We start from the raw sequence: 24629 nt of genomic DNA on the forward strand, positions 1-24629 counted from the left end.
CAACAAAATCTCGCCCTTGTTAAGTTATTGGAAACCGTGCCGGGGCCTTCTGGAACAGCACGATTTTGACAGGCACACGACAAATGCGCGCGATGGGAACATCAAGGACCAAGCTTTTCGGCGCGAGCCTGATCGCGCTGGCCCTGCTGCTGCCCGGCAGCACGCAAGCCCAGTCGGCGGGCAACGGCCTGACCAACCTGATCGACAGCATCTTTTCCGGACCGAACGCGACGCCGCCACAGGCCGCAACCGGACAGGACGGCGCGGCACCGCCGTGGAGCGGTGAAGACGGCGCCTCCGGCCATCCGCTGATGACCGCAGCGGCGATCCGCCAGGCCGCGTCGGACTTCCCGAACTGCGTCGCAGCGATGTGGCCAGATGCCGCACGGCGCAACATCACCCAAGAGAATTTCGAGCGCTTCACCGCCGGCCTGACGCCCGATCTGCGCATCATGGATCTGATGGATTCGCAGCCGGAGTTCACCAAGGCGATCTGGGATTATCTCGACATCCTGGTCAGCGACACCAGGCTAGCCAAGGGCCGCGAGATCCTTGCGAAATACAAGCCGCAGTTCGATGCCACCGAGAAGGCCTATGGCGTCGACCGCTACATCATTGCGGCGATCTGGGGCATCGAGTCGAACTACTCGACCCAGATGGGCGATCGCAACGTGGTGCAGTCGACCGCGACGCTCGCCTGCATCGGCCGCCGTCAGGCCTATTTCAAGGACGAGTTCCTGTCGGCGCTGGAAATCCTCAACCGCGGCGACCTCAGGCCCGAGCAGATGCGCGGCTCCTGGGCCGGCGCCTTCGGCCCGACCCAGTTCATGCCGACCGCGTTCAAGCGCTATGCCGTCGATGGCGACGGCGACGGCCGCCGCGACGTCGTCGACAATCCGAGCGACCTGATCGCCTCGACCGCCAACAATCTGAAGAAGGACGGCTGGCAGACCGGCGCGAGCTGGGGCTACGAGGTCGTGCTGCCGCAAGGCCTCAATTACATGCTGGCCGACCGCGCCAAGGCCATGCCGCTGTCGCAATGGGAGCATCTCGGCCTCAAGCGGCCGAACGGCCAGCCGTTCCCGCGGCCGTCCGACAAGGCCTATCTGCTGGCGCCGGCCGGCGCCGAGGGGCCGGGCTTCCTGATGCTGCAGAATTTCCGGGTGATCATGAAGTACAACCCGGCCGAGGCCTATGCGCTCGCCATCGGCCATTTCGCCGACCGCCTGCGCGGCGGCCAGCCCTTCGCGCAGCCCTGGCCGCGCCAGGAGCGGGTGCTGTCGCGCGCCGAGCGGCTGGAACTACAGCAGCTGCTGGCCCAGCGCGGCTTCTACAAGGGTACGCCCGACGGCCAGTTCGGCGGCCAGACCCGCGAGGCGCTGCGCGGCTTCCAGGTGTCGATCGGGGCACCGGCCGACGGTTTTGCCACCGCCGAGGTGCTGGAGCGGCTCAGGGGGCGGTAGGGCTGAAACCGGAGGCTGCCCCGTAGCCCGGATGCAGCGCAGCGAAATCCGGGGTTCTCGCCGTGCGACTGGTCTGGTCCCGGATTGCGCTTCGCTCCATCCGGGCTACGGCTCTTGCCCCTCCCGCAAGCGGGAGAGGAGGCACGGTTCCGTCGCCGCGACGGCTGGGCCCTCCACCCCGAAAGTAACCGTGAAATCCGATATTTGCCGCCTGCCTTGACGGCGGCCGGCGGCACCCGATTTATGGTGGAAAAGCTGCCCGCTTGCGGCCCGATTCCGCTAGTATGCTCACGTACTTCCAGATCATTTGCGACCGAACGCGATGCGAGAGCCAAAGTCCTTTTTGCGCATATTCACCGAAGCCGGTCCGCTGGTCGCGCTGACGGTGGCGCTCGCGCTATTGATCGGCATCGCCCAGCCCGCCTCAGCGCAATTCTTCGGCTTCCCCGGCTTTGGTGGCGGACCGCCGCAACCACAGCGCCGCGCTCCGCCGCAGCACGGCGGCGGCGGCTGGTTCGGCGGCGATTTCTTCGCGCCGTTCCAGCAGCAGCAACCGCAATCATCGCAGCCGCAGCGGCCGCGCGAGGATTTCTCGCGCGCTCCGGCACCGGCCAAGCGCGAGGCGGCCGCCGAGCGCAACGTGCTCGTCATCGGCGACGCCATGGCCGACTGGCTCGGCTATGGCCTGGAAGATGCCTATTCCGACCAGCCCGACATGGGCGTGATCCGCAAGCACAAGACGGTCTCCGGCCTGATCCGCTATCAGCCCAAGGGCGATCCGGCGGATTGGGCCGCGGCCGCGAAGGGCATTCTCGCCACCGAGAACCCCGACGCCATCGTCGTGATGCTCGGCCTCAACGACCGCACCGCGATCCGAGAATCTGTCGTGGAGAAGAAGGTCGACAAGAAGGACGAGAAAAAGGACGCGCGCGCGGCAAGCCCGAAGCCAAGCCGGGCGACAAGCCCGATGCCGCCGCCAAAACTGATGGCAAGCCGGTCGAGGCCGAGCCGCCGGCCGACGACGCCGACAATGACTCGCAGGCCGCGCCGGAAAAGACTGCGCGTTCGCCGAACGGCCTCTATGAATTCCGCGACGACCGCTGGGTCGAGCTCTACGGCAAGAAGATCGAGGAGTTGATCAACGTGCTGAAGAGCAAGGGCGTGCCGGTGCTGTGGGTCGGCCTGCCCGCGATCCGCGGCCAGAAGGGCACGTCGGACATGCTGTTCCTCGACGCGCTCTATCGCGACGGCGCCGGCAAGGCCGGCATCACCTATGTTGACGTCTGGGACGGCTTTGTCGACGAGGCCGGCCGCTTCATGCAGAAGGGCCCGGACTTCGAAGGCCAGCCCCGCAAGCTGCGTACCGATGACGGCGTGTTCTTCACCAAGGCCGGCGCGCGCAAGCTCGCGCATTATGTCGAGCGCGAGGTGACGCGCCTGCTCGCGGTGCGCTCCGGGCCGATCGCGCTGCCGAGCGAACCCGCGACGCCGGATACCAGCGCGGAGCCCGGCAAGCCCGCGCCGCGGCCGCTGGCGGGCCCGGTGCTGCCGCTGGTCGCCTCCACCGTCGGCACCGATCAATTGCTCGGCGGACCGGGCTCGCGGCCCGCCGCCGTCGATGCGCTCGCCGCGCGCACGCTGGTGAAGGGGGAGGCGCTGGCGCCGCCCGCCGGCCGCGCCGATGATTTCGTCTGGCCGCGCCGCGAGATGGGCCGCGAGCAAGCCAAGGGCGATGTGCCGGTTGCCGCGACCACGCCCGCCGCGCCGGCGGGCGGACCGGCCAATCCGCCGCCCTCGACCACGGCGATCGCGCCCGACGGCTCGATCATCACCGCACCGAAGCCGCCAAGGCGCGTGTTCCGTCCGGCCCAGACCCAGGCCCAGCCGCAACAGCAGCCGCAGACACAGCCTTGGCTGCGCGATCTGTTCGGGTTCGGCGCGCCGCAGCAGCGCCCGTTGGTCGCTCCGCCGCCGCGCCCGCCGCGCGGTGTCGGACAGCGGGTCGCAGTGCCGGGGAGTCCGTGGCAGTAGGCCGCGCGTCTTCCGATAGAATTGACGCTACATCCACGTCATTGCGAGCCAACGGGTCGCGCGAACGCGCGCCCGATGACAGGCTCCGCAAAGCAATCCATCGATCCGCACGCGCGGACGGCTGGATTGCTTCGTCGCTTCAGCGCAAAATTGCTTTGCAATTTTGTCGCGAGCTCCTCGCAATGACGGTGGGCGAGATGGTATCAACCGTAGTAGCGCCAGCGCGACGGCGGCGGGCGACGCGGCTGGCGCGTCATCAGGAGCGCGAGCGCAAAGCCGATGCCGCCGGCGATCAGCAGCGATCCCAGCGGGTTCTCCTGCACCGCATGCGCCACCGCCTTTTGTCCGCTGCGAACGGTCTCGCCGCGATGCTCATAGGCGTCCTTGGCGTAGTTGACCGCGGTGTCGGCGGCGTCGCGCGCGGCGTCCTTGGCCTGGCCGTAGAGATCCTGCACGGAGCCCGCGGCTTCGCGCGCGCGGCCCGAGGCCTGGGTCTGCGCATCTCCGGTCGCGTCGCCCACCGCGCCTTCGGCCTTGCCCGCGAACTCCTTCGCCGTTCCGAAAATCCGATCCTTGTCCATCGTCACGCTCCCTGATCTGTCCGGAAGCTAACCGGGAAACGGCGCGCAGGTTCCTGCGGTTACAGGATCAGCCCGCCGTCGACGACGATGGTCTGGCCGACGATGTAGGAGGCAAGCGGCGAGGCCAGGAACAGCGCGGCGCCGGCCATGTCGGCGGGCGTGCCGAGACGCTTCAGCGGAATGCGATCGAGCGCGCCTTCGAGACGCTTCGGATTGGCCGTCGTCGCCTTGGTCATCTTGGTGTCGACGAGGCCGGGCGCGATGCCGTTGACCCGGATGCCGTTCTCCGCCCAGGCCTCGCCGAGCGTGCGCGTCAGCCCGACGGCACCGGTCTTCGAGGCGTTGTAGGCCGGATTGCCCATGGTCGAATGATAGGCCGCGGTCGAGCTCACGATGATCAGCGAGCCCTTAGCTGCGCTCAGCATCGCCTGGAATTTGGTCGCGCAGGCCATCAGGCTCATCAGGTTGACCTCGAGCACCTTGCGAAAACCCTCCATCTCGAATTCCCCGCGGCGGTAAATCACCGCGCCCTGCGCCAGCACCAGCACGTCGAGCCGGTCGAACGACGGCCTGAAGGCCTCGATCGCCTGCGGGTTGCTGACATCGAGCTGCGCGTAGGCGAGGCCCTCGAGATGCGAGCCTTCCTCGGCGGAATAGTCGCTCGCCTGCGCGCGGGTGCCGCAGATCGCGACGCGCGCGCCCTTGGCGCGGAACGCCTGCGCGATGCCGTTGCCGATGCCGCTGGAGCCGCCGACCACCAATACTTGCTTGCCGCCGAAATCGAGCTCGTTCATCGCGCGTTCCTCTCTCGTGCTGTTGTCTTGATTGAGCATGATCCTTCTCGGAAAGCCAACCGGGAAACTTGCGTTAACGCGCTGCGCGCATGCCGATATGGGATCAGTGGTTTGACGTATCTTGCGATCGGTGCCAGCGTTGCCGTCTCTCACAACGCAGAAAATCAACGGGGGTCCGTCATGTCCGAATACAAGCAGCTCAGCCGTTCGGTGAAGGGCCTCACCGTTCTCGTCACCGGCGCCGCCAGCGGCATGGGCCGCGCCACCGCGCGGGTGTTTGCCGATGAAGGCGCCAATGTCGCGGTCACCGACCTGACCGAAGAAGGCACGCAGGCGGTGACGAAGGAGATTTCGGCAAGCGGCGGCTCGGCGAAGGCCTGGACGCTCGACGTCGGCGATCGCGACGCCATCACCAAAGTCGTCAACGACGTCGCCGCGCATTTCGGCGGGCTCGACATCATCGTCAACAATGCCGGCATCTCGGTGCGGGTGCCGATCGACGATCCCGCGTACGAGGACGCTTGGGCCAAGGGCATCGCGGTGATGCTGACGGCGCATCCGCGCATCATCCGCGCGGCACTGCCATACCTGCGCAAGTCGCGCTCGCCGCGCATCGTCAACATCGCCTCGACCGAGGCGCTCGGCGCGACCACGCTGCACAGCCCCTACTCCGCGGCCAAGGGCGGCGTCACCAGCCTGACCCGCTCGCTCGCGGTGGAACTAGGACGCGAGGGCATCACCGTGAACTGCATCTGCCCGGGCCCGATCCGCACCGCCATCACCGACCGCATCTCCGAGGAGCACAAGACGCTCTACGCCAAGCGCCGCACCGCGCTCGCCCGTTACGGCGATCCGGAAGAGGTCGCGCACATGACGCTGAGCCTGTGCCTGCCCGCCGCATCGTTCCTGACCGGCGCCGTGATTCCGGTCGACGGCGGGTTGATGGCGCGGAATGCCTGACCCGCGCACGGCCCGCGAGCGTTGACAGCGCGCGCGCGTCGAGTAGCCTTCCCGTCAAATGAAGCGGGAAAACCGCCCGCGATAGACGGGGAGATACGCCAATGACGGTCCTGATCCGGCAGCTTCACAAGCATTTCGTCGGCGAGGTTTCCGGCGTCGATCTGCGCAAGCCGCTGACGAAGCAGGAAGCGATCGACATTGAGGCCGGCATGGACAAATACGCCGTGCTTGTATTCCACGGCCAGGACATCTCCGACGAGCAGCAGATGGCATTCGCGCTGAATTTCGGCGAGCGCGAAGATGCGCGCGGCGGCACGGTGACGAAGAAGCAGGACTACCGCCTCGCCTCCGGGCTGAACGACGTCAGCAATCTCGGCAAGGACGGCAAGCCGCTGCCGAAGGACCACCGCACCCATCTGTTCAACCTCGGCAACTGCCTGTGGCATTCCGACAGCTCGTTCCGGCCGATCCCGGCGAAATTCTCGCTGCTGTCGGCGCGCGTGGTGAACCCGAAGGGCGGCAACACCGAATTCGCCGACATGCGCGCCGCCTATGACGCGCTCGACGCCGAGACCAAGGCCGAGATCGAGGACATGATCTGCGAGCACTCGCTGATGTATTCGCGCGGCTCGCTCGGCTTCCTCGACTACACCGACGAGGAGAAGCAGATGTTCAAGCCGGTGCTGCAGCGCCTGGTGCGCACGCATCCGGTGCACGGCCGCAAGTCGCTGTATCTGTCCTCTCACGCCGGCGCCATCAGGGGCATGAGCATGCCGGAGGCGCGGCTGCTGCTGCGCGATCTGACCGAGCACGCGACGCAGCCCGAATTCGTCTATGTGCACAAATGGACGGTGCATGACCTCGTGATGTGGGACAACCGCCAGACCGTGCACCGCGTCCGCCGCTACGACCAGTCGCAGCCCCGCGACATGCGCCGCGCCACGGTGGCCGGCACCCAGCCGACGGTCGCGCAGGAAGCGGCGGAGTAGGCAGAACTACTGGTGTCGTCCCGGCGAAAGCCGGGACGACACTGAGAATGCGTTGGGATCGTCGACGACCTCAGCGACAGCCTACGCGTGGCCCGCGTCGTTCGACAGCATGCCGGCCTCGATGCCGATCTTGCGCAAGGCGCGCGCGTATTTCTCGTCGACGTCGGTACCGAAGATCAGCTCCGGATCGGCGTCGCAATGCAGCCAGCCATTGTGCTGGATCTCGTTCTCGAGTTGCCCCGGCGCCCAGCCGGCATAGCCGAGCGCGAGGATCGCATGCTTCGGCCCGGCGCCCTTGGCGATCGCTTTCAGGATATCGACGGTCGCGGTGAGCGAGATGCCGTCGTCGATGTTCAGCGTCGCATCCTGAATGTAGAAGTCGCTGGAATGCAGCACGAAGCCGCGGCCGGTATCGACCGGGCCGCCCTTCATCACCTTCATCATCTCGGCATTCTCGGGCAGCTGGATCTGGTCCGACTTCTCGATGATGTCGAGCTGCACCAGTAGCCCGGGGAAATCGATGCTGCCGGCGGGACGGTTGACGATGATGCCCATCGCGCCCTCGGAGGAATGCGCGCACATGTAGATCACGGAGCGTTCGAAGCGGGGGTCGTTCATGACAGGCATCGCGATCAGCATCTGGCCGTCGAGATAGCCACCTTCGGCGGCATGGACACCGACGGCCGGGCTTCTGCCGGCGGCGGTTTTGCGAGTCTTGCCTGTTTTGCCTTCAGGGCGCATCCGCAAAGGCCTTTCCTGCTGATTTGGCATCCTGATATCGGGTGGCGGTTCTGTCAATCAACCATCGACCGCCGTGCGGCGATGCATCACAAGCAATTCAATGGTTTGCACCGAAAGTTGCGGGTAAAGACGTCTCATGATCGTCATAGTTCCCTTGCGTGCCGCATTTGGCGTTGCCGCCCTGTTTTCCTTCGCATGTATGGCAACGGAGGTCCGCGCCGACGACGCCTCGCCGTGGCAACAGGACACGCATTCGGCGGTGCGGCTGCTCGCCGGATCGCGCAGCGGCGCGGTGCTGCTTGGCGGCATTGCGTTCCAATTGCAGGACGGCTGGAAGACCTATTGGCGGACGCCCGGCGATTCCGGCGTGCCGCCGCGGTTCGATTTCTCCAGGTCGGATAACGTCGAGGCGGTCACCGTGATGTGGCCGGCGCCGCGGCAATTCGACGACGGCGCCGGCGGCACCTCGCTCGGCTACAAGCACCAGGTGGTGCTGCCGCTGCGCATCGTGGCGAAGAATCCCGACAAGCCGCTGGTGCTGCGCGCCGACATCAACTACGCGGTGTGCGAGAAGCTGTGCGTACCGGTGGAGGCGAAGGCCGAGCTGGCGTTCGCGAGCGTCGCCTCGACCGAGGACGCCGCGCTTTCGGAAGCGCTCAACGCGGTGCCGAAGCCCGCCAATATCGGCGACCCGATCCCGTTTTCGATCCGCGACGTCAAGCGCGACGGCAAGAACAACGTGCTGGTCGATGTCAGCGCGCCCGAGAGCCGCGACCTCAGCCTGTTCGTCGAGGGGCCGACGCCCGACTGGGCGCTGCCGGTGCCCAAGCTCGTTGCGCAGGCGCCGCCGGGCGTGAAGCGTTTCTCTTTCGAGCTCGACGGCCTGCCGCCCGGCGCCAAGGCCGACGGCGCCGCGCTGAAGCTGACGCTGGTCGGCGGCGACAAAAGCTACGAATTCAATATCAATTTGAATTGAGCCGTAGGGTCATTCCGGGGTGAAGCAGCGCATCGAACCCGGAATCTCGAGCTCCCGGTTTCAGTGCTTCGCACTGCCCCGGGACGCCCCCGAAGAGGTGCGTCACCGAACCCAATCTTAACGTTTCGTTGATAGATCGGAGGCCATTGCCGCCACGCGGCGCTTTAGGAATTTTCCGCCTTGGCTGTGATGGAGACACAATCGGCAACCTCCGCGCCATTGGGCCGGGCCGCACGCCTGCGCGGCCTCGCAGCGCGCGCGCTCGGCGGCACCAACGAGGCGTCAGTCACCAAGCGCCTCGCCGGCATGATCTTCGCCATCCGCGTCATCAGCGCCGGCATCGCCTATCTCGCGCAGATCCTGCTGGCGCGCTGGATGAGCGGCTCGGATTACGGCATCTACGTCTATGTCTGGACCTGGGTGCTGCTGCTCGGCAGCACCATGGATTTCGGCATCGCGCCCTCCGCGCAGAAGATCATTCCGGAATACCGCGCGCGCGGCGACCTTGCGGCGCTGCGCGGCTTCCTCTCCGGCGGCCGCTGGGTGGTGCTTGCGACGTCCAGCATCGTCGCGCTACTGCTCGCCGGCGTGATCCACCTCGCCTCGCCCTGGATCGATCCCAACGCGGTGCTGCCGCTCTATATCGGCTGCCTGACCTTGCCGCCCTTCGTCGTCGCCAACACCCAGGACGGCATCTCCCGCGCGCATGACTGGATGCAGCTCGGCCTGATGCCGCAGTTCATCGTGCGGCAGGGGCTGATCATCGCGCTGACCGCCGGCGCGCTGGCGCTCGGCCTCAATCTCGGCGCCACCGCGGCGATGATCGCGAGCGCCGCCGCGGTATACATCGCGGCGATCGGCCAGATGGTCGTGCTCAACCGCCGCCTCACCGCCCATCTCGGGGTGGGCGAGAAGAGCTACGACGTCAAGGGCTGGTTCGCGATCTCGCTGCCGATCATGCTGGTCGAGAGCTTCTATCTGCTGCTCGGCTACACCGACGTGCTGATGCTGCAGCAGTTCCGCTCGTCCGAGGAGGTCGGCATCTATTTCGCCGTGGTGAAGACGCTGGCGCTGGTGTCGTTCGTGCACTACGCGATGGCGGCGACCACGGCGCACCGCTTCGCCGAATACAACGCGCTCGGCGACAAGGAGCGGCTGTCGGCCTATGTCGCGCACGCCATCAGCTGGACGTTCTGGCCCTCGCTGCTCGCGACCGTCGCCCTGCTGGTGTTCGGCAAGCCGCTGCTGTGGCTGTTCGGCCCGAAATTCGTCGACGGCTACAGCATCATGTTCGTCGCCGCGATCGGCCTCGTGGTCCGCTCGGCGATCGGGCCGGTGGAGCGGCTGTTGAACATGCTCGGCCACCAGAGCATCTGCGCGACCGCCTATGCGGTGTCGTTCCTGATGAATGTCGGGCTCTGCATCGCCCTCGTCCCCCGCTACGGCGGGATGGGCGCCGCCGCCTCGACCTCGCTGTCGCTGACCTTCGAGACGATCCTCTTGTTCTATGTCGTGCGCTCGCGCCTCGGGCTGCACGTGCTGGCGTTCGGCAAGCGGCGGACGGCGCCGTAGCATTCGGCCGGCGCGGCATCATGCGATGCATGAGCGCCGCCGGACTGGAAAACCCGCCTAACGGCGTTCAGCCTTGCGCCGGTCAGGCGCGCCTGATGTCCGCCTGCTTCCAAGAGTGGCCGGCAACCATGCGTCGGAAGAACCACAGAACGGCCGGGCAAGCCAGCAGCACGGCGGCGCCGAAGTCGAGCGCCGCGCTCGCGGAGCCGACCGCGGTGGAGAGCTTTCCTCCGATCGCAGGTCCAGCCAGCATGCCGGCGTAAAAGACGGTGTAGAATATTCCCATTCCGATCGGCCGCGTCCTCTGCTCGAGCACGCGCGCAGGCAGGCTCATGATCGGACCGGCAGGCAGGCCGCAGAGGATTCCAAGAGCAATGACGACGGGAAGCACCGTGCCGCTGCGCGACAAGAGCAGTGTCAGAAGCGCGAAGGCGATGCAGCCCGTGATCAGGATGACCTCGCCGCGCCTGGTCCGATCGGCGAGGAAGCCGCCCAACGGCACCGAAAGGGCGGCGAGCCAGAGCACGATACTGATGGTTGATCCGGCTGCGGCGCCGGACCAGCCTTGCTCGACCAGCATCGATGGACCGAAACTGAAGATCATCGCAAAACCGATGTTGTAGAGACACCAGATCAGCCCAGCGGCAATCACGGCGCAGATCGTGTCGGCGGTCAGGCTGCTAGGCTCGCCTTCAACCGCGACGGCCGCATCCGGCGCGCGATAAACCAGAGCTATGAGGCCGAGACCGATCAGGATCACCCCGGCGACGGCAAGATTGACGGCATGGAGTCCGAGCGTGGCTCCGATTGCCGGCAACAGCATGAGAGCGACTGCGATGCCGGCCGGCCATGAGTTGATGAAAATGGCCATCGCGGTGGCGATTTCCCGGCCGGCAAACCAGTCCGCGACCATCTTGGTCATCAGGACGTTCAGGAGGACGCCGCCGATGCCGGCAGTCAGCCGGCCTGCGATCTGCACGCTCCACGACGTCGACGTGGTCATCAGCAGTTCGCCTGCCAGCATCATCAGGAGACCGGCAAGGACCACCACCTTGTCGCCATAGCGGCGGCCGATCGCGCCGCCAGGCAAGGCAAGCAAGGCGCCCGGCGCAAAGTAGAGCCCGATCAGAACGCCGATATCGGCCAGGCTCGCGCCCAGACCCTGGCTGAGCTGTGGCGCGATGGCCGCGACGCTCTGAAACTGAAAGGCGATGGTGGCACGAGCGACGAACAGAGCAGCAAGAATGGTCCAGCGGCTTCGCATTTGGATTTTCTCCGATGCCCAGAACTATGTCGTCGGCTTGATGTTCTGGTTCAGGCGGAAGAAATTCGTCGGATCGTATTTGTTCTTGAGCGCGACAAGACGTGCGTAATTTTCACCATAGGCATCGCGCACGCGGTCTTCGCCCTCATCCCCCAGGTTGTTGGCATAGACGCCGCCGGTCGAATAGGGCCTGACGGCACTCCACAGCTCGCGCGCCCAACGCATGTTCGCTTCGTCACCGGCCGGATCGTCCCAGATCGCGACCGGAAAGCAGTCGAACGCCGCATCGCGGTTTGCGTAAGGCGAGCTCGATACCGGAACCCGTGCAATTGCGCCGCCGACATGCTGGAGAACCAGCAAGGACGAGGTGTTGGGGGCTCTCGCATAGGCGTCGAGCAGCGCGTCGATCGCGCCGGCACCGATCTCGCGCAGGAATTGCGCCTTCCAGTAATAGCGACGTCCCCGCGGAAACAGGACATCGCCGCCTGACTGAATCTCGAGATAGGGAACGGTTGCGAGGCGCGTCTCGACGGGCGAGCCGAACTTGACGATCGGCGAAAGGGCGCGCTCACCGTCATGATGCGAGCCGACATAACAACCGGAGATGTTGAAGAACCGCTCGCCCGACGGCAGCGTCACAAGGGCCGCATCGACGTTGACCTCATCGGCAGCGTTGCGGGCGAATTCATCGTAGAACTGCATGGCCTCGCGCGCCTGATCGTAAGGATAAAGCGTTGACGCGACGGGCAACGACGTGCCGATCGCATGCAACTGGTATTCGAACGCAGTCACGATGCCGAAATTGCCGCCGCCTCCTCTCAAGCCCCAGAGCAGGTCGGGGTGTTCGGTCGCGCTGGCCCTTAAAACCCGTCCCTCGGCTGTCACCACTTCGGCGGCAATCAGGTTGTCGCAGGTCAACCCGTATTTTCGCCCGAGCTTGCCGAAGCCGCCGCCAAGCGTGAGCCCGGCGATGCCGGTGTCGCTATTGACCCCCATGGTGGTCGCCAGGCCGTGCGCCTGCGTGGCACGATCGAATTCGCCGAGATCGAGGCCGGCTTCCGCGCGCGCGGTGCGCCGGACCGGATCGACATCGATGCGCTTCATCCGGGACAGGTCGATGACCATGCCGCCGTCACAGACCGAGAGGCCAGCGACATTGTGGCCTCCGCTGCGAACGGCCACCGGGAACGTGCGGGACCTCGCGAATGTCACAGCCTCGACCACATCCCGGGTATCCGCGCAGTAGGCGATCATGGCCGGCCGCCTGTCGACGGCGCCGTTCCAGACCTTGCGCGCCTCGTCGTAACCGGCGCTCCCGTCGAGGACCACTTGGCCCTTGAGCCGTAGCTGGGAGCTGGGCCGAAGCTCGGAATGCGGCTCGCCCATCACCTCGTTATTTGCCTGCCGCTGCTCCATCCGATTTGCTCCTCGTCAGGAATGCCCATGCCATCATCCCACGGCGTGCCAAATCGTCCTGAATCCGATCGGAAAAAGTTGCAAAATTTCGCCAAAAGCGATGGCTCCAGGCGATGGCGACGCTTGCAGCCCCAAAACAAAAGCCGGCCCTGATCCAATCAGGGCCGGCTTGTTCTGAGGCCGCCAAATCCCGCCGGAAAAATTACTCCGCGGTCCAGCCGCCGTCGATCGAGTAGTTGGAGCCGGTGATCTGCGCGGCATCGTCGCTGCACAGGAACAGCGCAAGCGCCGCAACCTGATCGGAGGTCACGAACTCCTTGGTCGGCTGCGCGGCGAGCAGCACGTCCTTGATGACCTGCTCCTTGGTCATGTTGCGCGCCTTCATGGTCTCCGGGATCTGGTGCTCGACCAGCGGGGTCCAGACATAGCCCGGGCTGATGCAGTTGCAGGTAATCTTGTGCTGCGCGAGCTCCAGCGCCACCGTCTTGGTGAGGCCGGCGATGCCGTGCTTGGCCGAGACATAGGCCGACTTGAACGGCGAAGCGACCAGCGAGTGCGCCGAGGCGGTGTTGATGATGCGGCCCCAGCCGCGCTTCTTCATGCCGGGCACCGCGGCGCGGATGCCGTAGAACGCGGACGACAGATTGATCGCGATGATCGCTTCCCACTTCTCCGGCGGGAATTCCTCGATCGGCGCAACGAACTGAATGCCGGCATTGTTGACCAGGATATCGACCGAACCGAAGGTCTTCTCGCCGAGCGCAACCATCTCGGCGATCTCGGCCGGCTTGGTCATGTCGGCCGGCGAATGCACGGCCTTGACCTTGAAGTCGGTCTCGATGCCGGAACGCTCCTTCTCGATATCGGCCGGAACGCCCATGCCGTTGAGAACGATATTGGCGCCGGCACCGGCGAAGGCGCGCGCGATCGCCAATCCGATGCCGCTGGTCGAGCCGGTCACAACGGCGGTCTTGCCTGTCAACGTACCCATTGTCGGTCGCTCCTATTTGCTTGCGGGGGGTGTGGGTTCATCCCCCGTGAGGTCGTAAGTCACCATGGTCTCCCCGGACTGCGGCCGTTCTAGCCATTCTTTGTGACGCATCGACAAATGCACGTCGCGGACGCCCGCGCCCCAGTGCTCGACCATCGCAACATGGGAGAAGTCGTAGTCCTTCGAGGAGCTCTCGTAGTTCTTGCTCTTGTAGATCAGGTGAACCACCGTGACGGTGTTCTCCTTGGACGCCTTGCGCAGCAGCTCGACCGACGGATCGTTCTTCAGGTAATCGGGCAGCTTGCCGATCAGGTCGCGTACCGCCATGCGGGCGTTGTGGATCTGCCGGTTCTTGTCGGTGTTCATCCGCGTCCGGCTGGAATAGCGGATGTCCTTCTCGCGCTCGGCGGCCTCCAGCAGCGTCTCCGGCAACGGCCCGCGCGCGCTGAACAGATCGACCTGGAAGATCAGGAGATCGCGGCTGGTCTCCTCGTCGAGCACGAAGTCGAGCGGGGTGTTGGAAGCGATGCCGCCGTCCCAATAATGCTCGCCCTCGATGACGACGGACGGAAAGCCCGGCGGCAGCGCGCCCGAGGCCATGATGTGCTCGGGGCCTATCTTCTTGCCGAGCTTCCTGAACTCGTAATTGTCGAAATAGCGGAAATTGCCCGAGGTGACGCTCACCGCGCCAACCGACAGGCGCGTCTTCAGATCGTTGATGCGGTCGAAATCAACGAGGCGCTCCAACGTCTTCTTCAAGGGCCCGGTGTCGTAATAGCTCAGCGATTGCGAGCTGCCAGGCGGCCACAGCGGCGCCGGCGGAATCCGCGGCGTGAAGAAGCCGGGCACGCCGAAGGTCGCGATGATGGCGGCACTGGTCTCGTTGAACAGCGAGCGGGCGCGCTCATGGTTGGAGACCGGATTCCACGGCACCGGCGCCGACACCATCTCCCAGAATTCCTTCAGCCGCGGCACACGCTCGGCCGGCTCGTTGCCGGCGATGATCGCGGCGTTGATGGCGCCGATCGAGATGCCGGCGATCCATTCCGGCTCGAAGCCTGCGTGGCAGAGCGCCTGAAAGGCGCCGGCCTGATAGGAGCCGAGCGCGCCGCCGCCCTGAAGAACCAGCACGCGCTGCGCTTGCGCCGGCGTCGAGGCAGGCGCGGTGTCGGAAGTATCCATTCGTAACCGTTCGCTCAAAAACGACTTGGGCCGCAACCGTGGCGACAGTTCGCCGCGGCGTCAATCAGCGAGATTATGGGGTTAGATCACGCGGAATTTATCGAGATCAGGTTGCCGCCAAAATGAGCGTCCAGAACACCTTGTACTTGGTGTTGGGAGCATAGACCGCCGCGATGCCCATTTTTGTGACACCGCTCTTCAGCATATTGGCCTTGTGCGGCGGTGAATCACGCCAGCCCGAAAAGGCTTCTGCCAGCGTGTGATAGCCGGCCGAGATGTTCTCGACCGCGACGGTGGCGGGATAGCCTCCGGCCTGCAGCCGCTTGCCGAGCGGGGCCTTTACGTCATGGTCCATCTTGTTGCGGGCGGCCATCGCCTGCGACTGCTGCTCAGCGAGCTTGGTCAGGTCCGGATCGACCACCACGGTGCCAAGACCATTGTTCTGGCGATACTGCGAAAACATGATCGCGGCCGCCTGGCTATCCAGGACAGCGCCGGGTTGGGCCATGTTGAGATACATGGTCGGTTCTTCCGGGATTTTGGTGTCCGTGCCGCAGCCGGCAAGCAGCAGAAGCCCGAACAGGGCGACCGTCGTCCGTTTCACTGTAAGAAAACCCCCAAAGATTGGCCCGCCGTTGTTGCATACCAACCGTGGCTGAATGGTGAACAGGGGCTAACTTTTGGCTGCGAAATGCCGTCATTCCGGGGCGCGAAGCGAGCCCGGAATCTCGAGATTCCGGGCTCGGTCCTACGGACCGCCCCGGAATGACGGTGAATGTGGTCAGGAACCGTCGCCCGGATGCCTACTCCTGGGCGGCAAAGATCCGGTAGCGGCGGGGCTGCAGCGAGACGATTTCGCCGGCCTGGAGCTCGCGGTCGCGGGGGGCGTCGATCTCGATCACGGTCTTGCCCTCGCTCCCCGACAGGGCCACCTCGGCGCGCTGGATCGGACCGAACGAGCGGACGTGCCGGATGGCGCCTTCCAGGGCGCCGGTTCCAGGCCGGGCCGACCGCCATGTCGTGGCGGCGGACGAACAGTTTTGCCGCGCCCGACGCCGCGCCCAAAGCCGGAATGTTCAGGGGACGGCCGTCCAGCCGCACCGCATCGCCGGCGACGTCGACCGGCAGCACGATGGATTCGCCGATGAAGCCATGCACGAAGGCGGTCGCCGGATTGTCATAGACCTCGCCGGGCGAGCCGATCTGCTCGATCTTGCCCTTGTCCATCACCACGACGCGGTTGGCGACTTCGAGCGCTTCTTCCTGGTCATGGGTGACGAAGATCGAGGTGACGTGGATCTCGTTGTGCAGCGAGCGCAGCCATTGCCTGAGCTCCTTGCGCACCTTGGCATCGAGCGCGCCGAACGGCTCGTCGAGCAACAGGATCCGCGGCTCGATCGCGAGCGCGCGCGCCAGCGCGATGCGCTGGCGCTGGCCGCCGGACAATTGGCTGGGATAGCGATTGGCCAGCCAATCGAGCTGCACCAGGTCGAGCAACTCCTTGACGCGGGCACGGATCGTCGCCTCGTCCTTGCGGATCGCGCGCGGCTGCACGCGCAGGCCGAAGGCGACGTTCTCGAACACCGTCATGTGGCGGAACAGCGCGTAGTGCTGGAACACGAAGCCGACCTGGCGCTCGCTGGCGCCGCGCGAGAGCGCATTCTCGCCGTCGATCGCGACCTCGCCCGAGTCGGGCCAGTCCAGGCCCGCGATGATGCGCAGCAGCGTCGTCTTGCCGGAACCGGACGGACCGAGCAGCGCCAGCAACTCGCCGTCGGCGACCTTGAGGTCGACATTATCGAGCGCGGCAAAGCTGCCGAACGTCTTTACGATATTCTTGACTTCAATCGCCATCGGGCACCTCTGCCTCGTCGAGCCGCCGTTCGAGAACGGTTTTCGCCACCAGGGTGATCAGCGCCAGCATCGCGAGCAGCGATGCGATCGCGAACGAGGCGACGAACTGGTACTCGTTGTAAAGAATTTCGACCAGCAGCGGCATCGTGTTGGTCTCGCCGCGGATGTGGCCGGAGACGACCGACACCGCGCCGAACTCGCCCATCGCGCGCGCGTTGCAGAGCAGTACGCCGTACAGCAGGCCCCATTTGATGTTGGGCAGCGTGACGCGGAAGAAGGTCTGCAGGCCGGAGGCGCCGAGCGAGATCGCCGCCTCCTCTTCCTGGGTGCCCTGCTCCTGCATCAGCGGGATCAGCGCGCGCGCCACGAAGGGGAAAGTGACGAAGATCGTCGCCAGCGCGATGCCCGGCACCGCGAACAGGATGTGGACGTTATGCGCCTGCAGCCACGGCCCGAAATAGCCCTGCGCGCCAAACAGCAGCACGTAGACCAGGCCCGAAATCACTGGCGAGACCGAGAACGGCAGGTCGATCAGCGTGATAAGGAAGGTCTTGCCGGTGAAGTCGAACTTCGAGATCGCCCAGGCCGCGATCACCCCGAACACGAGGTTGAGCGTGACCGAGATCGCGGCGATCAAGAGCGTCAGCTTGATGGCGGCGAGTGCCTCAGGCTCCGCCAGCGCCGCGAGATACGCGCCGACACCTTTCGAGAACGCCGACGCAAACACCACGACCAGCGGCAGCACGACGAAGACGCTGAGGAAGGTGATCGCGAGTGCGATGATGATGAAGCGGATCGGCCCGGGCTCGGTGCGCAGATTGTGCTGCGCCGTCCCCGGCTCCGCGCGCGCGATCTCGAGCCGCGGCGCCGGCGCCGCGACGCTGACATCGGTCGCGGGTGCGTAGGTCCGCAGTTGCGTGGTCGAGGTCACCAATCCCGTCTGCATCGACATCGCAAGACCTCAATGCACGGGGATGCGGGCTTGCGCCCAGCGCTGCAGCCGGTTGATCAGGAAGATGATCAGGAACGAGGCCACCAGCATCACGACCGCGATCGCGGTGGCATCGGCGTAGCGGAATTCGGACAGCCGGATCACGATCAACAGCGGCGCGATCTCGGAGACATTGGGCAGATTGCCGGCGATGAAGATCACCGAGCCGTATTCACCGATGGCGCGGGCAAAGGCCAGCGCAAAGCCGGTGAGCAGCGCCGGGATCAAACTCGGCAGGATGACGCGAAACACCGTGTGCCAGCGATTGGCGCCCAGGCTCGCCGCCGCCTCCTCGATCTCGGGATCGAGATCGATCAGCACCGGCTGCACCGTGCGCACCACGAACGGAATGCCGATGAAGATCATCGCGATGAAGATGCCGATCGGCGTGAACGCGACCTTGATGCCGAGCTCGGCGAGCGGCGCGCCGAGCCAGCCCTTCTGGGCGAACAGCTGCGTCAGCGCGACGCCGGCGACCGCCGTCGGCAAGGCAAACGGAACATCGACGATGGCGTCGAACAGCCGCCGGCCCGGAAAGCGATAACGCACCAGCGCCCAGACGATGACGGTGCCCATCACCAGGTTGACGCATGCGGCCGCAAACGAAAGCCCAAACGAAATCTTCAGGGCGTTCAGGGTGCGGCGGCTGGTGAGGATGCCCCAGAACTGGTCGAGGCTTAGCTCGAACGTCTTGAGGAACAGCGCGGCCAGCGGAATCAGGATGATAACGGACAGCCATGTCAGGGTCAGTCCCATGGTGAGACCGAACCCCGGCAGGGTACTGCGCCGTGCAACCGCTGTGCTCACATATCCCCCTGATAATCCGATCAGTTCTTGTAGATCTGATCGAAGATGCCGCCCTCGGCGAAGTGCTCCTTCTGGGCCTTGGTCCAACCACCAAAAACGTCGTCGATGGTGAAAAGTTCAACCTTGGCGAAGGATTTTTCGTACTCCTTGGCGATCTCGGGATCGCGCGGTCGGTACGAGTTGCGCGCGGCGATCTCCTGGCCTTCCTTGGTGTACCAGTACTTCAGATAGGCCTCGGCGACGGCGCGGGTGCCCTTCTTGTCGGCGACCTTGTCGACCACGGCGACCGGCGGCTCGGCCAGGATCGACTGCGCCGGGGCCACGATCTCGAACTTGTCCGCGCCGAATTCGCGAAGCGCCAGAAAGGCTTCGTTCTCCCACGCCAGCAGCACGTCGCCGACGCCGCGCTCGACGAAAGTCACGGTCGAGCCGCGCGCGCCGGTGTCGAGCACCGGCACGTTCTGATAGAGATCGGCGACGAACTTCTTCGCCTTGTCCGCGGAGCCGAACTTCTTCTGCGCATAGCCCCAGGCGGCGAGATAGTTCCAGCGCGCGCCGCCCGAGGTCTTCGGGTTCGGCGTGATGACGCTGACGCCGGGTTTAATCAAATCGTCCCAATCCTTGATGCCTTTGGGATTGCCCTTGCGCACCAGGAACACGATGGTCGAGGTGTAGGGCGAGGCGTTGAGCGGCAGCCGCTTCTGCCAGTCGGCCGCGATCAGGCCCTTGCCCGCGATCGCATCGATGTCATAGGCGAGCGCCAGCGTGACGACATCGGCCTGCAATCCGTCGATCACCGAGCGCGCCTGCGAGCCGGAGCCGCCATGCGACTGCTTGATCTCGACGCTCTTGCTGGTTTCCTTCTGATAGGCCGCGGCGAACGCCTTGTTGAAATCGACATAGAGCTCGCGGGTCGGATCATACGACACGTTCAGCAGCGAATAGTCGGCCGCAAAGGCCGAGCTCGCCCACAACAGTCCCGCGACCAGCGGCAGGATACGACGGATCATTTCGCTCTCCATTCAACCTGAGAAATGTCAGGGAACACGCAAGACATAACTCACGGCGAAGTGGTCTTAAGTCAACGAAACCGGTTTTCTTTGTTTTCGGCGGCGCAGCGCGCTTGTGCTACGAAGTTGCCGCACTGCGAAGGCTTTGTCGCGTCGCCAAATCGCGACGAAGGCTCATCGCGATCGAGCGCCCTGCTCCATACCCTATGACATCTTCATCGTATGGATGCCGCATTCCGTCTTGGCCCGGCCGCGCCAGCGGCCGTCGCGCGCATCCTCGCCGGCAGCGGACCGGCTGCTGCAAGGCATACACCCGACCGACTGATATCCCGATGCGACAAGTGGATGCGGCGGCAGCTTGCCGAGCGTGTAGATCGCCTCGATCTCCTCGCGCGAGACGTTGGCGAACGGATTGAATTTCAGCCTGACGCCGTCATCCTCGACAACCGGGATGTCGGCGCGGGCACCGCCCTGGAAACGCTTGCGGCCGTTGATCCAGCCGGCGAACGGCTTCAGCGCACGCGCCAGCGGCTCGACCTTGCGGATGCGGCAGCATGCGTCGGGATCGGTGAACCACAATTCGCGGTCCGGATCCTGGCGCGACAGCGCCTCCTCATCGGGCTTGATCGAACGCACGTCGGTGAGGCCGAGCGTTTCGACCAGCGTGTCACGATAAGCCAGCGTCTCCTCGAACAGCCAGCCGGTATCGAGAAACACCACCGGGATCGCCGGATCGACGTCCGCCATCACCTTGAGCAGCGCGGCGGACTCGGTGCCGAACGACGACACCAGCGCCACCTTCTCGCGGCCGAGCGTCTTGACCGCGGCTGCGATCACCTCGGCGGGTGATGCCGTGCGCAGCGCGCGATCGAGCGCATCGGCCGCTGGCAATGCGGCCGGCGCCACTGCGAGCTCTGGTGCGAGCGTGCTCACTGGCCGGCGCTCTCCGAGTGACGCAGCTGCATGCGGCGGTTGAGTGCGGTGACGCGGCCGTCGCCGGTCGGCTGGTAGAACACCGAATAGCGCTTCATAGTCGCGGCGAACGCGTCGGCGTCGGCGTCCTTCTTCACCTCGAAGGCGTCGAAGCCGGCGCGCGTCATGAACACGAACTGGTCGCGCAGGATCTGGCCGGTGGCGCGCAGTTCGCCGTCATAGCCGTAACGCTCGCGCAGCAGGCGCGCCTGGCTGTAGGCGCGGCCGTCGCGGAAGGTCGGAAACACCAGCGCGACCGAGGCCAGCCGATCGAGATGCGGCACGAGATCGTCGAGGTTACGGTTGTTCGGCCAGATCACCCCTAGCTTGCCGGGACGGCGCAGCAGCGCCTCCGGATCGGCGAGAAAACGCTCGGCGCTCACCAGCACCGCGCCGTCGCCCGGCAGCTCGGCGCCGTCGGCGAGATGCACGAACAGATCGGTGGTGATTCTTCCCTGCTTAACGAGTGGCATAGACCCGCTCCCTGATAGGCTCGACGCCCAAACGCTTCACCGTATCGACGAACAATTCCTCGGGACGGTCGCGCAGCGCGAGATAGGCTTCGACAATGTCTTCGATCACGTCGGCGACTTCCGCATAGGGAACGGCCGGGCCGATCAGCGTGCCCAACTGCGCGTTCTCGTCCGCGCGGCCGCCGATCGTGATCTGGTAGAATTCCTCGCCGTTCTTCTCGACGCCGAGAATGCCGATGTGGCCGACATGGTGATGGCCGCAGGCATTGATGCAGCCGGAGATGTTGATGTGCAGCCGGCCGATCAGGTCGGCGGTGTCGTGGTTGGCGAAACGGCGCGTCAGCTCCTGCGCGATCGGGATCGAGCGCGCGTTGGCCAGCGAGCAGTAATCCAGCCCGGGGCAAGCGATGATGTCGGTGACGAGGTTGACGTTCGGCGTCGCGAGGCCGAGGCGGTCGAGCGCCTTGAACAGCTGCGGCAGGTCGCGCTTGGCGACGTGCGGCAGCGCCAGATTCTGCTCGTGGCCGACACGGATCTCGCCGAACGAATATTTGTCGGCGAGGTCGGCGACTGCGTCCATCTGCTCCGCGGTGGCGTCGCCCGGAGGGCCACCGACCGGCTTCAGCGACAGCGTCACGATCGAATAGCCCTGCACCTTGTGCGGCGCCACCGAGTTCTTGCGCCAGCGCTCGAACAGCGGATCATGCGCGGCCTGCTTCAGCTCGTCCGGCATGTGCGGCAGCTTCTCGTAAGGCGGATAGGAGAAGCGCGAGCGGACCTCCTCGATGGCGGCGTGATCGAGCGTCAGCCCGACATCGCCCATCGCCTTCCACTCCTCCTCGACTTCCTTGGCGAACTTCTCGATGCCGAGCTCGTGCACCAGGATCTTGATGCGCGCCTTGTAGATGTTGTCGCGGCGGCCGTACTGGTTGTAGACGCGCAGGATCGCCTCGACATAGCTCAGGATGTCGCGGCCGTGCACGAACGGCTTGATGGTCTTGGCGATGAACGGCGTGCGGCCGAGGCCGCCGCCGACCAGCACCTCGAAACCGGTCTCGCCGTCGGCGTTCTTGTGCAGCCGCAAGCCGATGTCGTGGATCTTGATCGCGGCGCGGTCGTGCTCGGAGGCGGTGATCGCGATCTTGAACTTGCGCGGCAGGAACGAGAATTCCGGATGCAGCGTGGTGTGCTGGCGCAGGATCTCCGACCAGATCCGCGGATCCTCGATCTCGCCGGGCGCCACCCCTGCCCACTGGTCCGAGGTGACGTTGCGCATGTTGTTGCCGGAGGTCTGCATCGCGTGGATGCCGACTTCGGCGAGATCGGCGAGCGCATCGGGCAGCTCGGCGAGCTTGATCCAGTTGAACTGGATGTTCTGCCGCGTGGTGAAGTGGCCGTAGCCGCGATCGTAGCGGCGCGCGACATGGGCGAGCCGGCGCAACTGCTTCGACGACAGCGTGCCGTAGGGGATCGCGACGCGGAACATGTAGGCGTGCAGCTGCAGGTACACGCCGTTCTGCAAGCGCAGGATCTTGAATTCGTCCTCGGTGAGTTCGCCGGAAAGGCGGCGCTTCACCTGGTCGCGGAATTCCGAAACACGCTCGTTGATCAGCGTGCGGTCGAGTTCGTCATATGCATACATGATGGATGAGCCTTACGCCGGCACCTGAAGATCGATCGTGACGCCCTTGGCGCGGATGTGTTCGCGAAGATTGCCCGGCTTGAGCTTGCCGCCGTCCTTGAGCTCGACCGGCGCGATGTAGGGGCCGACCGCGCCGACATCGTCAGCGGTGGCTTCGGCCAAGAGAGCGCGCGCGTCGTCGGAGGTGCTGACGACGGCGGAATCGGACAGTTCGGTGGACCAGCCTTGCTTGGCGGTCCGGTACACCACGGCACCATCCCAGGTGCGGTTGGCGGTCACCACCGAGGGGCCCGTGATCCTGATTTTCTTCTGTTCAAGCGGAGAGGTCATTCGGCAGCTTTCAGCAGTTCGGAGAACATCTGGTTGGAGAAGAGTTGGGTGACGTTGGACCGGCTCCACGGCGCGGAATGCGCGACCACGTCGCCGATGATGAGAATGGCCGGACCGCCGTCGACCTGTTTGACCAGTTCGGGCAGCCGCGCCAGCGTGCCGACCGCGGCCTTGGCATCCGGCCGCGTCACGCGCGCGAACACGCCGACCGGCGTCTCCGGCGAGCGGCCCGCGGCAAGCATGCCTTCGCGGATCGAAGGCGCCGCGGTCATGCCCATATAGACGACGACGGTCATCTTCTTGTCTGTCAGCACCGACCAGTCGACAACCTCGGCATCGCGCGCCTTGTGCGCAGTGAGGAAAGTGATGCGCAGCGCCTCGTGCCTGAAGGTCAGCGGCACTTCGAATTGCGCGGCCGCGCCCAGACCGGCGGAGACGCCCGGAATGATGGAGTAAGCGACGCCGGCGTCGCGCAGCGCCTCGATTTCCTCGCCGCCGCGGCCAAAGATAAAGGGATCGCCGCCCTTCAGCCGCACCGCGCGCTGGCCCGACTGCGCGGCCTCGATCATCAGCGCATTGATGGCGTCCTGGCCGATGCCGGGCTTGCCGACACGGCGGCCGACCGGGATCCGCGTGGCATCGCGCCGGATGCGGTCGAGAACTTCGGATGACACCAATTCGTCATAGAACACGACGTCGGCATCCTGCAGCGCGCGCAACGCCTTCACCGTGAGCAGATCCGGATCGCCGGGACCGGCGCCGACCAGCGTCACGTGACCGATGGCCTTGCCTTCCGCGCTCGCGCCGGCGAATGCGGCGGGATCGGCGATCGCGTTCAGCGCCTGCTCGGCCTCGTCCTTGCGGCCGGCCAGCACCAGCGCGCCAATCGGGCCGTCGACAATGCGCTCCCAGAAGCGGCGACGCAGCGGAAACTCCTCGATGCGGGCGTGGATCGATTTGCGGACGCCGCCGATGAAGCCGGCGAGATCGCCGATCCGCGCCGGCAGCACCGCCTCGATCTTCTCGCGGATGCGGCGCGCGACCACCGGCGACGTGCCGCCGGTGCCGACCGCGACCACGACATCGCCGCGATCGACGATCGCCGGCATGATGAAGGTGGAATGCACGAGGTCGTCCATCACGTTGACCGGCAGGCCGATCGCCTTGGCGCGCACCGACATCGCAACACCGATCTCGCCTGCGCCGGCACAGAGGACGGCGATGACATCGGAGAGGTCGGCGGTGAGCGGATCGCCTTCGGCGCGCTCGATCCGCGCGGCGTCCTCCGCCGCGAGACCGGCAATGTCATGATCGCTGTCGGTCGCGTACCAGCGCACCGCGGCGCCGGCGGCTGCGAGCAGCCGCAACTTGGCGCGCGCGAGGTCGCCCGCTCCAACGAGCAGCACCTTGCCGCTTTGCAGATCCAGAAACACCGGCAGATATCGCATCAGACACTCGCTTCCCCAACTTGGGGGTTGACTGAAATTATTTTCTATTTATCTCTCGATCAAGGCCAGCAAAGAGAAAATTATTTCTTCTCTATTGCAGCGCAACTTTAGAATTTTCAACTCCACAGGCCAAGGCCAAGAG

At 65.4% G+C, this 24629-nt stretch carries 21 protein-coding genes and 2 pseudogenes; 6 read left to right on the forward strand and 17 right to left on the reverse strand.

The genetic code is table 11. The annotated features are described in order from the left end of the window. Positions 1–83: 83 nt before the first annotated feature. The gene (locus tag ACVWZM_RS13310; protein WP_057016421.1) at positions 84–1463 is read left to right on the forward strand and encodes a lytic murein transglycosylase; all 1380 of its coding nucleotides are present in this window, start codon (positions 84–86) and stop codon (positions 1461–1463) included. 322 nt (positions 1464–1785) lie between these two features. Next, positions 1786–3494, forward strand: a pseudogene (locus ACVWZM_RS13315) (SGNH/GDSL hydrolase family protein). A gap of 203 nt (positions 3495–3697) precedes the next feature. Here the strand turns inward: ACVWZM_RS13315 and ACVWZM_RS13320 are convergent. Together ACVWZM_RS13320 and ACVWZM_RS13325 are read right to left on the reverse strand one after the other, a co-directional pair. Then, complete coding sequence (locus tag ACVWZM_RS13320) at positions 3698–4075, reverse strand: CsbD family protein (RefSeq protein WP_057016161.1); 378 nt, start codon at positions 4073–4075, stop codon at positions 3698–3700. Positions 4076–4134: 59 nt separating this feature from the next. Further along, positions 4135–4869 carry an SDR family NAD(P)-dependent oxidoreductase gene (locus ACVWZM_RS13325; protein WP_057016184.1) on the reverse strand — a complete coding sequence of 245 codons (735 nt, stop codon included), beginning with the start codon at positions 4867–4869 and terminating at the stop codon, positions 4135–4137. Positions 4870–5049: 180 nt separating this feature from the next. Here ACVWZM_RS13325 and ACVWZM_RS13330 point away from each other — a divergent pair, with 180 nt between their 5' ends. Together ACVWZM_RS13330 and ACVWZM_RS13335 are read left to right on the forward strand one after the other, a co-directional pair. Continuing rightward, on the forward strand, positions 5050–5829 hold the full coding sequence (locus ACVWZM_RS13330) for an SDR family NAD(P)-dependent oxidoreductase (RefSeq protein WP_456853494.1): 780 nt from the start codon (positions 5050–5052) through the stop codon (positions 5827–5829). A gap of 101 nt (positions 5830–5930) precedes the next feature. Continuing rightward, positions 5931–6818: a TauD/TfdA dioxygenase family protein gene (locus ACVWZM_RS13335; protein WP_057016160.1), complete on the forward strand. Its 888-nt coding sequence runs from the start codon at positions 5931–5933 to the stop codon at positions 6816–6818. 81 nt (positions 6819–6899) lie between these two features. Here ACVWZM_RS13335 and ACVWZM_RS13340 read toward each other — a convergent pair whose 3' ends face one another. Beyond that, positions 6900–7559 carry a YqgE/AlgH family protein gene (locus tag ACVWZM_RS13340; RefSeq protein ID WP_057016159.1) on the reverse strand — a complete coding sequence of 220 codons (660 nt, stop codon included), beginning with the start codon at positions 7557–7559 and terminating at the stop codon, positions 6900–6902. A 136-nt stretch (positions 7560–7695) separates the two neighbouring features. Here ACVWZM_RS13340 and ACVWZM_RS13345 point away from each other — a divergent pair, with 136 nt between their 5' ends. After that, a complete protein-coding gene (locus tag ACVWZM_RS13345) occupies positions 7696–8535 on the forward strand; it encodes a protein-disulfide reductase DsbD domain-containing protein (RefSeq protein ID WP_057016158.1) in 840 nt (279 codons plus the stop codon). A 180-nt stretch (positions 8536–8715) separates the two neighbouring features. Continuing rightward, the gene (locus ACVWZM_RS13350) at positions 8716–10107 is read left to right on the forward strand and encodes an oligosaccharide flippase family protein (protein WP_253588176.1); all 1392 of its coding nucleotides are present in this window, start codon (positions 8716–8718) and stop codon (positions 10105–10107) included. An 82-nt stretch (positions 10108–10189) separates the two neighbouring features. Here the strand turns inward: ACVWZM_RS13350 and ACVWZM_RS13355 are convergent, their stop codons facing one another. From ACVWZM_RS13355 to cysG, 14 genes and pseudogenes are all read right to left on the reverse strand, one after another. Continuing rightward, positions 10190–11371 carry an MFS transporter gene (locus ACVWZM_RS13355; RefSeq protein ID WP_076824940.1) on the reverse strand — a complete coding sequence of 394 codons (1182 nt, stop codon included), beginning with the start codon at positions 11369–11371 and terminating at the stop codon, positions 10190–10192. Positions 11372–11395: 24 nt separating this feature from the next. Further along, complete coding sequence (locus tag ACVWZM_RS13360; RefSeq protein WP_456853497.1) at positions 11396–12787, reverse strand: FAD-binding oxidoreductase; 1392 nt, start codon at positions 12785–12787, stop codon at positions 11396–11398. Between the two features lie 202 nt (positions 12788–12989). Next, the gene (locus ACVWZM_RS13365) at positions 12990–13778 is read right to left on the reverse strand and encodes a 3-hydroxybutyrate dehydrogenase (protein WP_057016155.1); all 789 of its coding nucleotides are present in this window, start codon (positions 13776–13778) and stop codon (positions 12990–12992) included. Positions 13779–13790: 12 nt separating this feature from the next. Continuing rightward, positions 13791–14960, reverse strand: a complete 1170-nt coding sequence (locus ACVWZM_RS13370; protein ID WP_456783385.1) for a DUF3734 domain-containing protein — start codon at positions 14958–14960, stop codon at positions 13791–13793. A gap of 106 nt (positions 14961–15066) precedes the next feature. Further along, positions 15067–15564: a CAP domain-containing protein gene (locus ACVWZM_RS13375; RefSeq protein WP_028334729.1), complete on the reverse strand. Its 498-nt coding sequence runs from the start codon at positions 15562–15564 to the stop codon at positions 15067–15069. 199 nt (positions 15565–15763) lie between these two features. Further along, positions 15764–16814 (reverse strand): annotated as a pseudogene (locus ACVWZM_RS13380) (sulfate/molybdate ABC transporter ATP-binding protein). After that, entirely contained in the window at positions 16804–17766 is a 963-nt protein-coding gene (gene cysW, locus ACVWZM_RS13385) for a sulfate ABC transporter permease subunit CysW (RefSeq protein ID WP_456853499.1), read from the reverse strand. Before cysW ends, ACVWZM_RS13380 begins: the two are co-directional and overlap by 11 nt. Before the next feature lie 9 nt (positions 17767–17775). Then, the gene (gene cysT / locus ACVWZM_RS13390) at positions 17776–18582 is read right to left on the reverse strand and encodes a sulfate ABC transporter permease subunit CysT (protein ID WP_076824967.1); all 807 of its coding nucleotides are present in this window, start codon (positions 18580–18582) and stop codon (positions 17776–17778) included. Positions 18583–18632: 50 nt separating this feature from the next. Further along, positions 18633–19622: a sulfate ABC transporter substrate-binding protein gene (locus ACVWZM_RS13395; RefSeq protein WP_057016182.1), complete on the reverse strand. Its 990-nt coding sequence runs from the start codon at positions 19620–19622 to the stop codon at positions 18633–18635. Between the two features lie 204 nt (positions 19623–19826). Beyond that, entirely contained in the window at positions 19827–20555 is a 729-nt protein-coding gene (locus tag ACVWZM_RS13400) for a phosphoadenylyl-sulfate reductase (RefSeq protein WP_057016152.1), read from the reverse strand. Then, positions 20552–21067 carry a DUF934 domain-containing protein gene (locus ACVWZM_RS13405; protein ID WP_076824938.1) on the reverse strand — a complete coding sequence of 172 codons (516 nt, stop codon included), beginning with the start codon at positions 21065–21067 and terminating at the stop codon, positions 20552–20554. The genes ACVWZM_RS13400 and ACVWZM_RS13405 overlap by 4 nt, the downstream gene beginning before the upstream one ends. Further along, positions 21054–22709: a nitrite/sulfite reductase gene (locus ACVWZM_RS13410; RefSeq protein WP_057016151.1), complete on the reverse strand. Its 1656-nt coding sequence runs from the start codon at positions 22707–22709 to the stop codon at positions 21054–21056. The genes ACVWZM_RS13405 and ACVWZM_RS13410 overlap by 14 nt, the downstream gene beginning before the upstream one ends. A gap of 12 nt (positions 22710–22721) precedes the next feature. Beyond that, positions 22722–23039, reverse strand: coding sequence for a DUF2849 domain-containing protein (locus ACVWZM_RS13415; protein WP_028334721.1), 318 nt, complete (start codon positions 23037–23039; stop codon positions 22722–22724). Continuing rightward, positions 23036–24487 (reverse strand): siroheme synthase CysG, encoded by a 1452-nt coding sequence (gene cysG, locus ACVWZM_RS13420; RefSeq protein WP_456783380.1) that lies wholly within the window; start codon positions 24485–24487, stop codon positions 23036–23038. The genes ACVWZM_RS13415 and cysG overlap by 4 nt, the downstream gene beginning before the upstream one ends. Positions 24488–24629 lie beyond the last annotated feature (142 nt).

Source organism: Bradyrhizobium sp. USDA 4501 (assembly GCF_054062115.1).